The following is an 11,520-nucleotide window of genomic DNA, read 5'->3' on the forward strand; positions in this document are numbered from 1 at the left end:
CGCAAACGGCCGCTGTTCACGCGTCCATCCAGATCCTCTAGCCTCAGCCACGTGCCCACCCCCGAGTCCGCCGGACGCCGAGCTCGCGCCCGCGCCGCCGACACGCTGCTGCGGTCGGTGGGGGCGCTGAGCACCTCGGCGGTCACCCGGATGGAGTCGGCGCTGCCCTGGTTCCGAGGACTCAGCGCCGAGGACCGGTCCTGGGTGGGCCTCATCATCCAGGCCGGCATCCGCGCCTTCGTGGAGTGGTATCGCCACGAGGCCCGGCGCCTCACCGGCGAGCACGCGATCGCAGCCGAGGTCTTCGGTGCCGCTCCCCAGGCGCTCACCCGGGTGATCAGCCTGCGCCAGACCGTCGACCTGGTCCGGCTGACCCTGGAGGTCGTGGAGGAGCAGGCCGCCTCCTTCCTGCATCCCGACGACGTGCTCGCCGTCCACGAGGCGGTGCTGCTCTACGGTCGCGAAGTCGCCTTCGCCACCGCGGAGGTCTATGCCCGGGCTGCCGAGCAGCGCGGCGCCTGGGACGCCCGCCTCGAGGCCCTCGTGGTCGACTCGATCCTGCGGGCCGACGCCGACGAGGAGGTGCTCTCCCGGGCGAGCGCGCTCGGCTGGGCGGGGCGCGACGGCGTGGCCGTGATGCTCGGCGGCCTCTCGGCGGATCGCCCCCAGACCGACCTGTTCGAGGACGTACGACGCACGGCCCAGGCCGCGGGAATGGATGCGCTGTGCGCCACCCAGGGTGACCGGATGGTCGTGGTCCTCGGCGGCGTCGAGCGCCCGGCCGACGCCTCGGTCGCGCCGCTGGCCGATCTCTTCGGCCCCGGACCCGTCGTGGTGGGGCCGGTCACCGGCGACCTGAGCGGTGCCCATGTCTCGGCGCGCGCAGCGCTGTCCGCTCACCGCGCGTGCACGGGCTGGCCGGAGGCGCCGCGTCCGGTGCGGAGCGGCGACCTGCTCCCGGAGCGGGCGCTGGCCGGCGACGGACACGCGCGACGCCAGCTGGTCGAAGAGGTCTACCTGCCGCTGATGGAGGCCCGTGGCACCCTCCTGGAGACCCTGACGGCCTACCTCCACGACGGAAGCTCACTGGAGGCCACCGGCCGGGCCCTGTTCGTGCACACCAACACGGTGCGCTACCGGCTGCGTCAGGTCGCGGAGCTGACCGGGCTCACCCCGTCGCGGTCACGGGACGCGTTCACCCTCCGGATCGCGCTGGTGCTCGGCCGACAATCGGGCCGCACTCCCTCGTCTTTGTAGGAGTCCTACAAAGAACGGTGCGCGAGTTTCGTGCGCGCCGGAGGCGATCCCTACCCCCTCGGAACGGCAGAGTGGAGGGGTGCTCGTCATCGTCGCTCCCGGCCAAGGGGCCCAGACCCCTGGCTTCCTGACCCCCTGGCTCGAAGACCCGGCCTTCGCCTCCCGCTTCGAGTGGCTCGCCACCGTGGCCGGCCTCGACCTCGTCCACTACGGCACCGAGGCCGACGCGGAGACCCTCCGCGACACCCGGATCGCCCAGCCGCTCCTCGTCGCCTCCGGGCTCGTCGCCGCCCTCGAGCTGTTCCCGCACCCGGCCGACGCCTTCTCCCGCATCGGCGCCGTGGCGGGCCACAGTGTCGGCGAGCTCACCGCGGCCGCCGGCGCGCGGGCCATCAGCGCCGAGCAGGCGATGGTCCTGGTCCGCGAGCGTGGTCGCGCCATGGCCGAGGCCGCCGCCGTCACCGAGACCGGGATGACCGCGATCCTGGGCGGCGACCGCGAGGAGGTGCTCGCGGCGCTGGCGAGCCATGGGCTCACCGCGGCCAACGACAACGGCCCTGGCCAGATCGTCGCCGCCGGCACCACCCAGCAACTGGCCGCCCTGGCCGAGCAGCCGCCCACCCGCGCCCGGTTGATGCCCCTGAGCGTGGCCGGCGCCTTCCACACCACGCACATGGAGCCGGCCGTGGGGCACCTCGCCAACCTGGCCCGCTCCGTGTCGACCCACGACCCCCGCACCGCGCTGATCTCCAACCGCGACGGCCAGGTGGTCCACGACGGTCGCGAGGCACTCGCCCGCATCGTCGGTCAGATCGCCAGCCCGGTCCGTTGGGACCTGTGCATGGAGGCGATGCAGGACCTCGGCGTCACGGGCATCCTCGAGATGCCCCCCGCCGGCACCCTCACCGGCATCGCCAAGCGTGCCCTCAAGGGCGTGGAGACCTTCGCGCTCAAGACCCCGGACCAGCTCGACGACGCCCGGGCGTTCTGCGACAAGCACGGCGAGGCCAACGGGCTCGACGTCCACCCCACGTGGCGGATGGTCGTCTCCCCCTCCAAGGGCACCTTCCACCGCTCGGCGCAGGTCGCGGACATGGCCTTCCTGCCGCCTGGTGCCACCATCGGGGATGTCGCCAGCTCCCGTGACCGCACGCCCATCACGGCCGCACACGGCGGCCACGTGACCGAGTGGCTCGTCGAGGACGGCGACTTGGTCTCCCCCGGCCAGCCGCTTCTGCGTCTGCACCCCCAGGAGCCGTGATGAGCACCTCCGTGCTGTCCAGCGGCGCTGCCGGCTCGGCCCACGCCGGCATCCTCGGCGTGGGCGCCTACCGCGCCAGCCGCATCGTCCCCAACTCCGAGATCGTCGACGCGATCGACTCCACCGACGAGTGGATCCAGCAGCGCTCCGGCATCCGCCAGCGCCGCTTCGCCACCCCCGAGGAGACGGTCCAGATGATGTCGGTGGCCGCGTCACGACGCGCCCTCGACCGAGCCGGCATCGACGCCCGGCAGATCGACTGCGTGATCGTGGCCACCGTGAGCCACCTCCTGCAGACCCCGGCGATCGCCACGGCCATCGCTCACGAGCTCGGCACCGAGCAGGCGGCCGCCTTCGACATCTCCGCGGCCTGCGCCGGCTTCTGCCACGGGGTGGCGCTCGCGTCCGACATGGTGCGCGGCGGGACCGCCCAGCACGTGCTCGTGATCGGCGTCGAGCGGCTCTCCGACATCACCGACCCGGCGGACCGCGGTACGGCGTTCATCTTCGCCGACGGTGCCGGAGCGGCAGTCGTGGGTCCCAGCGAGACACCCGGCATCAGCCCGGTGGTGTGGGGGTCCGACGGCGAGCAGTTCGACCTGATCCGCCAGCGCGAGGACTGGCGCGACGTCATCGCCTCCGACAGCCCGCTGATGCCGCACCTGACCATGCAGGGCAACCCGGTCTTCCGGTGGGCCTCGTTCACGATGGCCAAGGTCGCGCAGCAGACCCTCGACCGGGCCGGAATCAGTGCCGACGAGCTCGACGTCTTCGTCCCCCATCAGGCCAACATGCGCATCATCGACGCCATGGCGCGCGCCATGAAGCTCCCCTCGCACGTCCGGATCGCGCGTGACGTCGCCGACCAGGGCAACACCTCGGCCGCCTCGATCCCCCTGGCTCTCGACCGGATGATCGAGGAGGGCGAGGCCCGCAGTGGCGACAAGGCCCTGCTCATCGCCTTCGGCGCCGGGCTCGCCTACGCCGCCCAGGTCGTCGTCGTCCCCTGACGCTCTCGCGAGCCCTCCAGCTCCTGAGCCCCCAGAGTTGCACCCCACCCACAGAGAAGGAACCACAGATGGCCACCACCGAAGAGATCCGCACCGACCTCGCCGACATCGTCAACGAGGTCGCCGGCATCCCCGCTGAGGACGTCCAGCTGGACAAGTCCTTCGTCGACGACCTCGACGTCGACTCGCTGTCCATGGTCGAGGTCGTCGTGGCCGCCGAGGAGAAGTTCGGCGTGTCCATCCCCGACGACGAGGTCAAGAACCTCAAGACCGTCGGAGACGCCGTCGCCTTCATCGAGCGCGCCCAGGGCTGAGCCCCTCCGGTGGTCCTGCCGCGCGCAGGGCCACCGGCCCCGGCTCAGCTAAGCGCCCCACCCCGCAACTCGAGCCCCTGCAACTCGACACCACCGCAACCGAAGGACCCCACACATGTCGCTCAAGCGAGTCGTCGTCACCGGCCTCGGCGCCACCTCCCCCGTCGGTGGCGACGTGTCGACCACCTGGGACGCCCTTCTGGAGGGCCAGTCGGGCGTCAGCGTCCTGGACGATGACTGGGCCCAGCCGCTGGGCGCCCGGATCGCCGCGCGCGTCGCTGTCGAGCCCGGCGAGGTCCTCGACCGTGTCAAGGCCCGACGGATGGACCGCTCCGGCCAGCTGGCCATGGTCGCCGCGCTCGAGGCGTGGCGCGACGCCGGCCTCAGCGCCGGCGAGGGCGAGGACCCGCGGATGGACCTCGAGCGGCTCGGCGTCGCCATCGCCTCCGGCATCGGCGGCGTGACGACGCTGCTCAACAACTACGACGCGCTGCTCGCGAAGGGGCCGAGGCGGGTGTCCCCCCTGGCCATCCCGATGCTGATGCCCAACGGCCCCGCGGCCGCGGTGGGCCTGGCGATCGGCGCCAAGGCCGGCGTGCACACCCCCGTGTCCGCGTGCGCCTCGGGCAACGAGGCGATCGCGCTCGGCATCGACCAGATCCAGCTCGGCCGGGCCGACGTCGTCGTCTGCGGTGGCACCGAGGCCGCCGTCCACGTGCTGCCGATGGCCGCGTTCGGACAGATGATGGCGCTCTCCAAGCGCAACGACGACCCGACCCGAGCCTCGCGCCCCTGGGACAAGGGCCGCGACGGCTTCGTCCTCGGTGAGGGCGCCGCCGTGATCGTGCTGGAGTCAGAGGAGCACGCGGCCGCCCGGGGCGCGCGGGTCTATGCAATCGCCTCCGGAGCGGGCATCACCGCCGACTCCCACGACATCGCCCAGCCCGACCCGGTCGGACGCGGGGCCACGCGTGCGATGGGGATGGCTCTGCGCCAATCGGAGCTCAGCCCCTCCGACGTCGTCCACATCAACGCCCACGCGACCTCGACGCCCCAGGGCGACGTCGCCGAGGCGCTGGCGATCCGCACGGCGCTCGGCGACGCTGCCGACGGCGCCGTGGTCACGTCGACGAAGTCCATGACCGGGCACCTGCTCGGTGCCGCGGGTGCTCTCGAGTCGGTGGCCACGATCCTGGCGCTGCACCATCGCAAGGTGCCCGGCACGATCAACCTCGAGGACCCCGAGGATGTCGGGCTCGACCTCGCCGACAAGGTGCGCGACCTCCCCGAGGGCGACATCGCGGCCCTGAACAACTCCTTCGGGTTCGGCGGCCACAACGTGGCACTCGCCTTCCGGAGCGTCTGATGACCCAGGCCGCCGCCCCGACCCGCCGCGAGAGGCTTCCGCGCGAGCAGGACCCCCGACACCCCGTCAAGCGACTCAGCGCGCTGCTGGACCCCGGGTCCCTCGAGCTGATCACCGCCGACGACGACTCGGGCATGCTCGCCGCAGTCGGCACCGTCGACGGCTGCCCGGTGGTGGCCTTCTGCTCCGACGCCACGGTCATGGGTGGCGCCATGGGGGATCTCGGCTGCAAGGTGGTCGTCAAGGCCTACCACCGGGCGATGACCGACCGCGTGCCGATCATCGGCCTCTGGCACTCGGGCGGGGCGCGTCTGGCCGAGGGCGTCCTGTCGCTGCACGCTGTCGGACGCATCTTCCACGTGATGACCCAGGCCTCGGGCAAGGTCCCCCAGATCTCGGTCGTGCTGGGCCCCGCGGCCGGTGGGGCGGCCTACGGGCCCGCGCTCACCGACGTCGTCGTCCTCGGCCCCGAGGGCCGGATCTTCGTCACCGGCCCCGAGGTGGTCCGTTCCGTCACCGGCGAGGACGTCGACATGCTCCGCCTCGGTGGACCCGAGCCGCACGGTCGACGCTCCGGTGTCGTGCACATCCTGACCGAGAGCGAGCAGGAGGCGCTCGACCGTGCGCGCACGGTCGCGACCCTGCTCGGCTCCCAGGGCAGCCTGGACGTCGAGGGCGTCACCGACCAGGACCTGGCTGCGCTGCTTCCCGAGTCCCGCAAGCGGGCCTACGACGTCCACCCCCTCGTGGAGGGCGTCCTCGACGAGGGGACGACCCAGGAGCTGCACGCCCGCTGGGCTCCCAACATCGTCACCGCGCTGGGCCGCTTCGGGGGCCGCACGGTCGGCGTGGTCGCCAACAACCCGCTGCGTCTGGGCGGATGCCTGGACTCGCTCTCGGCGGAGAAGGCCTCCCGGTTCGTGCGAATGTGCGACGCCTTCGGCGTTCCGCTCATCGTGCTCGTGGACGTGCCGGGCTACCTCCCCGGTGTCGGCCAGGAGTGGGACGGCGTCGTACGCCGCGGAGCGAAGCTGCTGCACGCCTTCGGCGAGTGTGTCGTCCCTCGGGTGACGCTGGTGACCCGCAAGACCTACGGGGGCGCCTACATCGCGATGAACGCTCGATCGCTGGGGGCGACCCGGGTGTTCGCCTGGCCGGGAGCCGAGGTGGCCGTGATGGGGGCCGTCGCCGCGATCCGGGTCCTTCACCGCCGCAAGCTGGCCGAGGTGTCGCCGGAGATCCGCCCTCAGGTGGAGGCCGAGCTGGCGGCTGAGCACGAGCGGCTGGCCGGCGGCGTCGAGAAGGCCGTCGAGATCGGGGTGGTCGACGAGGTGGTGGAGCCGGATGTCACCCGCTCAGCGCTCGCCCGCGCGCTCGCTGAGGCCGTCGAGACGGAGGGCGTGCGACGGGGCGCACACGGCAACATCCCGCTCTGATCCGACCTGCTGAAAACCCAGCGCCACCCCGTCCGCACATGCCAGAGTTCCTCCCTGCGCATGGTGCGCCTCTCGGGCGTGGTCGATAGGGAAAACAAGATGGCTGGCACCAGGCGCAGGGACACCGCGCGGTATTGGTTCGACAACAGCATGTCGCGGGGCACCCCCGCTCTGGTCGGTTGGCTGGCCATCGCCACCCTCGTGCTCGTGGTGGTCTTCACCCTGATCGTGAACGGGTTGGGGCTGGCCCCGGAGAGCGCCGAGCAGGGCTTCTTCCGGCAGATGTTCACGAGCCTGATGCACGCGCTGGACGCGGGGACGGTCGCCGGCGCGACCGGCCCCTGGCGCTTCGTGCTCACGATGCTGGCGCTCACGATCGCCGGACTCTTCATCGTGAGCGCCCTGATCGGCGTGATCGCCGCCGGGATCGACGCGAAGCTCGCCGAGCTGCGGCGTGGTCGGTCGGTCGTGATCGAGCGGGAGCACACGGTGATCCTCGGCTGGTCCGAGGCCGTCTTCACGATCATCAGCGAGCTCTCGATCGCCAACGAGAGCCGTCGTCGGCCCGCGGTCGTCGTCCTCGCCGACCACGACAAGGTCGAGATGGAGGACGCCATCCGGGCCAAGGTGCCGAACCTGCGGGGCACCCGCGTGGTGTGCCGCTCGGGCTCCCCCATCGACCTGACGGACCTCGCGATGACCAGCCACGAGCGGGCGCGCTCGGTGATCGTGCTGGCGCCTCCCGGTGACGACCCGGACAGCGAGGTCATCAAGGCGCTGCTCGCCCTGACGCACTCCGGGCAGGAGGGGGCGCCGATCGTCGCGGAGATCCAGGATCCGCAGAACCTCGAGGCCGCACGTCTCGTGGGTGGCGGGCGCACGGTCATCGTCGACAAGCGCGAGACCATCGCCCGGCTGATTGTGCAGACCTCACGCCAGTCCGGGGCCGCGGCCGTCTACACGGAGCTGTTCGACTTCGACGGCGACGAGATCTACTTCCACCGTGACCCGGCTCTCGACGGACGCACCTATGCCGACCTGCAGCAGACGTTCGAGGAGGCGTGCGTCATCGGAGTCCTCGACGCGGACGGCGCGCGGCTGAACCCGCCCGCCTCGCTCGTCATCGACGGGCACACGCTCGTGGTGGTCGCGGAGGACGACTCCGCGCTGCTGCGTCCGGCTGCTACGACCGTCACTCCGGATCTCACCTCCCTCAGCGCGCAGGCCGGGCACGGCCCGACGCCGAGCTGCTCCCTGGTGATCGGCTGGAACGAGCGCGCGGCGCTGATCGTGCGGGAGCTCGACCACTACGCGGAGCCAGGCTCCTCGCTTTGCGTGCTGACCGAGTTCGGCACGCCTGCGCTGCCGGAGCTGAAGAACCTCACTGCCACGGTGGCGACCGGACGCACCACGGACCGCGCGACGCTGCTGGGTCACCTGCACGAGGGGCTCGACCAGATCATCGTGCTGTGCTACTCCGAGGAGCTGAGCGTGCAGCAGGCGGACGCGCGCACGCTGGTGACGCTGCTGCACCTACGCGACATCCTGGGCGAGGGCGAAGGCCCCGCGGTCGTGAGCGAGATGCTCGATGATCGCAACCGTGCCCTGGCAGAGGTGGCCCAGGTCGACGACGTGATCGTCAGCGACGAGATCCTCAGCCTGATGGTGACCCAGCTCTCCGAGGACTCCCGTCTCGAGCCGGTCTTCCGCGATCTCCTGGACGCCGACGGCGCCGAGATCTACCTGCGACCTGCGGAGTGGTACGTCGAGGCCGGCCGGGAAGTCACCTTCGCGACCATCGTCGCGGGCGCAGGCCGGCGCGGGGAGACCGCCTTCGGCTACCGGACCGCCGCTCAGGCGCGCGATGCCGCCCAGGGCTTCGGGGTCCAGGTGAACCCGGCCAAGTCGGCTCGGTTCACCGTGGCGCCCGGGGACCGTGTCGTCGTGCTGGCCGACGACTGAGGAACGCGGCTCGGCTCAAACGACCTGGTGAAGCCAGCGCACCGGCGCGCCGTCACCCGCGTGACGGAAGGTCTCAAGCTCGTCGTCCCAGGGCTTGCCCAGGAGCTTGTCGATCTCGGTCAGCAGCGTCGTGTCTCCGAGGGCTGCCTTGACCACCGCCGCCTTGAGGCGGTCCTCGGGGATCATAATGTCGCCGTGCAGACCGGTGACGGCGTGGAACACCCCGAGCTCGGGGGTGTAGGAGTAGCGGGCTCCCTCGGTCGAGGCAGTGGGCTCCTCAGTGATCTCGAAGCGCAACTGGCCCCAGCCCCGCAGAGCGGAGGCGACGGCTGCTGCCGAGCCCGCAGAACCGGTCCACGAGAGCTCCGCGCGGTAGGTGCCCGATTGGGCGGCCTGCGGAGTCCAGTCCAAGCTCACGGGCACTCCAAGGACACCGCCGGCTGCCCACTCGATGTGTGGGCACAGCGCCGACGGCGCAGAGTGCACGAACAGAATTCCCCGCGTCCCAGGACCGTTGGGACGGGCGACGGTGCGTGTGGTCACGGTGGGCTCCTTCATCCTCGGCGTCGAGATACGCCTTCCCCAGCGGTCTCTTTCGAAGATGTCGAAGCATCGAGTGACACGTGTGTAGTTGTGGAGCCATTGTGGCCGATGTGGCGCCGGAATGCCAGCGAACTAGCCGGTGGCCCGACGCGGACCGAGGCTCATCAGTGTCCCGAGCACCTGCTCGGCGATGGCCAGGCCACCGAGGTGACTCTCCCCGTCGATCGGCGTCATCGTGGCGTCGGGCAGCCGGTCCACCATGTGTTGCCCGTGGGCGAAGGGGACGATGTGATCGCTGTCCCCGTGCCACCACCGCACGGGCACCCTCACGTCAGCCGCTGTGAACCCCCAGTCCCGTGTGAACAGCACCAGGTCGTTGAGCGGGGCGGACGTCTGGAAGCGCGCCCCGTTGAGGAGGTCGTCGAGGAACATCGCCTTGAACTCCGGCCGCGCCAGGAGAGCCCTGTCCCCCTCGGGCTGGACCGCCGCGTAGAGGTTCAGCGCCGGCCCGGCCAACGGCCGCACGAGCCGGATGGCCTGGGTGATGGCCACGCCGAGGGGCACTCGAACGAGGCCGAGTGCGGGTGCCAGGCGCACCGCTAGCTGGATGGGGCCCCCCGCAGCCGCGTCGCGCCCGCGCGTGGGCGGCAGACCTCCCAGGACGGCGATCCCGTGCACTCGATCCGGCAGCGCAGCACCGGCGGCGAGAACATAGGGACCGCCCCCGGACAACCCGACCAGCCGCACCGTGTCGATCCCCAGGGTTGCGAGCAGTACCTCGAGGTCGGCGGTCCAGTCGAGGATGCGCGGGTAGAGGTGCGGAGTCGAAGACCCGATCCCCGGGCGATCGACCCCGATCAGACGCAGACCGTGCTGCTCGGCATAGGCACGCGCCTCGACCGGGATCTGGCGGCGCGCACCGGGTGTCCCGTGCATCCAGACGATGGCGGGACCGCGTGTCGACCCGTACTCAGCGAAGCTGAGCCGTCGACCACCGCAGACCGCGACAGTGCCTTCGAGGGCTGGGCGCGCGATGCTACTCATCTGCTGAGTGTGGCACGCCTAACGGTCGAGCTTCTTCTCCAGCTGCTCGGCGCGCTCCGCGGCGTCGGTGGCTTCGTCGCTGTCGATGGCGTGCGTGCGGTGGAACCACTCCAGGGCGTCCCGCTCACGTCCTGCCGCCACGAGGGTGTCGGCGTAGGCGTAGCGCAGCCGAACGACCCATGTGGCGCGCGTCTTCGAGTTCAGCGGGGCGAGCTCGAGCGTGCGCAGAGCCGCGTCGAGCTGGCCCATGTCCCGGCGGGCGCCCGACTCCACGAGCGTCATCTCTGCCTTGGCCTCAGCCGGGAAACCGACGACCGACGGGCTCTTGGCGAGCTTGAGTGCCTGCTCGGGATGCCCCAGGGCGCGGTGACAGTCCGCCATGATCGGCAGGTAGGCCGTGGCACCGTTCATCCGCTTGGCCGCGCGCAGCTCGGCAAGGGCCTCGGCATAGTGGCCGGCCGCGTACGCCGCCTCGCCCGTCGCCTCGCGAACGACCGCGAGGCGCGAGGCGCGCGCCCGAGCCGCGAGCGTGTGCTGGTAGGCGGTCTCGGGATCCTCGTCGATCAGGGTGCCGGCGGCCGCGAGGTGGCGAGCCACGCGCGCAGCCAACTTCTCCGGAAGGCCCTTCAGCTGGGAGGTGATCGAACGGTCGAGCTCTTGCCCGGTGATGCCCTCGGGGAGCGGCGGCCCGTCGTACTTGGCCTGGTCCTCGTCCCGCGTCTTCTGATCGGTTGCAGGGCGCGTCCAGTCGCTCTTGCGGCCCGGGCGGTCGTCCCTGCCGCGACGATCATCCTTGCCCCGGCGGTCGTCACGCCCGCGTCGATCACCGTCGCGGGAGTCCGAGCGACCCCGTGCAGGAGCGCCGCGACCGTCCGGCTTGCCCCCCGTGCCGGCTCGCTTCGGGCCATCGGAGCGTCCTCCGCCTGAGGTGGGGCGCTGGCTGCGGCGGTCTTCGGCCACGGGGTGTCCTTCCAAGGAGCAAACGATCAGGAGTCCAGTAAACACCGACTCCGGTTGTAAATGTCGTAGAGGCCACCCGGTGGGTGGCCTCTACGATGAAGTGTTGTCCGGCGGCGTCCTACTCTCCCACAACCTCTCGATTGCAGTACCATCGGCGCTGTGGGGCTTAACTTCCGGGTTCGGAATGGGACCGGGTGTTTCCCCCACGCTATGGCCGCCGTAACTCTGGCGAACCCACCCACCAACACCCAAACAAACCGGGTGTGGTGGTGCGTGTTCAAATCTATGGGCACTATTCACATATATCCGAGTGAATGCACAGTGGTTGTTGTTTCAAAACCGCACAGTGGACGCGTAACATCATTGG

Annotated in this window: 10 protein-coding genes and 1 rRNA gene; 7 read left to right on the forward strand and 4 right to left on the reverse strand. The window is 71.0% G+C overall.

The annotated features are described in order from the left end of the window. Positions 1-51: 51 nt before the first annotated feature. The 7 genes from ACYU7L_RS18030 (at position 52) to ACYU7L_RS18060 (ending at position 8,606) form a co-directional block, all read left to right on the forward strand. Positions 52-1,257 carry a PucR family transcriptional regulator gene (locus ACYU7L_RS18030; RefSeq protein ID WP_460799557.1) on the forward strand — a complete coding sequence of 402 codons (1,206 nt, stop codon included), beginning with the start codon at positions 52-54 and terminating at the stop codon, positions 1,255-1,257. A gap of 79 nt (positions 1,258-1,336) precedes the next feature. Further along, positions 1,337-2,518, forward strand: a complete 1,182-nt coding sequence (locus tag ACYU7L_RS18035) for an acyltransferase domain-containing protein (RefSeq protein WP_460799559.1) — start codon at positions 1,337-1,339, stop codon at positions 2,516-2,518. Next, on the forward strand, positions 2,518-3,528 hold the full coding sequence (locus tag ACYU7L_RS18040; RefSeq protein ID WP_460799562.1) for a beta-ketoacyl-ACP synthase III: 1,011 nt from the start codon (positions 2,518-2,520) through the stop codon (positions 3,526-3,528). Before ACYU7L_RS18035 ends, ACYU7L_RS18040 begins: the two co-directional genes overlap by 1 nt. A 68-nt stretch (positions 3,529-3,596) precedes the next feature. Next, positions 3,597-3,842: an acyl carrier protein gene (locus tag ACYU7L_RS18045; protein ID WP_460799565.1), complete on the forward strand. Its 246-nt coding sequence runs from the start codon at positions 3,597-3,599 to the stop codon at positions 3,840-3,842. Positions 3,843-3,957: 115 nt separating this feature from the next. After that, positions 3,958-5,208, forward strand: a complete 1,251-nt coding sequence (locus ACYU7L_RS18050) for a beta-ketoacyl-[acyl-carrier-protein] synthase family protein (protein ID WP_460799567.1) — start codon at positions 3,958-3,960, stop codon at positions 5,206-5,208. Continuing rightward, entirely contained in the window at positions 5,208-6,644 is a 1,437-nt protein-coding gene (locus ACYU7L_RS18055; RefSeq protein WP_460799570.1) for an acyl-CoA carboxylase subunit beta, read from the forward strand. The genes ACYU7L_RS18050 and ACYU7L_RS18055 overlap by 1 nt, the downstream gene beginning before the upstream one ends. Before the next feature lie 99 nt (positions 6,645-6,743). Continuing rightward, positions 6,744-8,606: a CASTOR/POLLUX-related putative ion channel gene (locus tag ACYU7L_RS18060; RefSeq protein ID WP_460799572.1), complete on the forward strand. Its 1,863-nt coding sequence runs from the start codon at positions 6,744-6,746 to the stop codon at positions 8,604-8,606. Positions 8,607-8,621: 15 nt separating this feature from the next. Here ACYU7L_RS18060 and ACYU7L_RS18065 read toward each other — a convergent pair whose 3' ends face one another. From ACYU7L_RS18065 to rrf, 4 genes are all read right to left on the reverse strand, one after another. Then, positions 8,622-9,164 (reverse strand): DUF3145 domain-containing protein, encoded by a 543-nt coding sequence (locus ACYU7L_RS18065; protein ID WP_460799574.1) that lies wholly within the window; start codon positions 9,162-9,164, stop codon positions 8,622-8,624. Between the two features lie 117 nt (positions 9,165-9,281). Further along, positions 9,282-10,193 (reverse strand): alpha/beta fold hydrolase, encoded by a 912-nt coding sequence (locus ACYU7L_RS18070; RefSeq protein WP_460799578.1) that lies wholly within the window; start codon positions 10,191-10,193, stop codon positions 9,282-9,284. Positions 10,194-10,211: 18 nt separating this feature from the next. Beyond that, a complete protein-coding gene (locus ACYU7L_RS18075) occupies positions 10,212-10,790 on the reverse strand; it encodes a hypothetical protein (RefSeq protein WP_460799581.1) in 579 nt (192 codons plus the stop codon). A gap of 468 nt (positions 10,791-11,258) precedes the next feature. After that, positions 11,259-11,375, reverse strand: a 5S ribosomal RNA gene (gene rrf, locus ACYU7L_RS18080). Between the last annotated feature and the right edge of the window lie 145 nt (positions 11,376-11,520).

This window comes from Nocardioides pacificus (genome assembly GCF_054775955.1).

Bases quoted from the DNA above. Each gene is read 5' to 3' on its own strand.
- ACYU7L_RS18040 (WP_460799562.1), top strand. From the start codon at position 2,518: ATGAGCACCTCCGTGCTGTCCAGCGGCGCTGCCGGCTCGGCCCACGCC.
- ACYU7L_RS18045 (WP_460799565.1), top strand. From the start codon at position 3,597: ATGGCCACCACCGAAGAGATCCGCACCGACCTCGCCGACATCGTCAAC.
- ACYU7L_RS18050 (WP_460799567.1), top strand. From the start codon at position 3,958: ATGTCGCTCAAGCGAGTCGTCGTCACCGGCCTCGGCGCCACCTCCCCC.
- ACYU7L_RS18055 (WP_460799570.1), top strand. From the start codon at position 5,208: ATGACCCAGGCCGCCGCCCCGACCCGCCGCGAGAGGCTTCCGCGCGAG.
- ACYU7L_RS18060 (WP_460799572.1), top strand. From the start codon at position 6,744: ATGGCTGGCACCAGGCGCAGGGACACCGCGCGGTATTGGTTCGACAAC.
- ACYU7L_RS18065 (WP_460799574.1), bottom strand. From the start codon at position 9,164: ATGAAGGAGCCCACCGTGACCACACGCACCGTCGCCCGTCCCAACGGT.
- ACYU7L_RS18070 (WP_460799578.1), bottom strand. From the start codon at position 10,193: ATGAGTAGCATCGCGCGCCCAGCCCTCGAAGGCACTGTCGCGGTCTGC.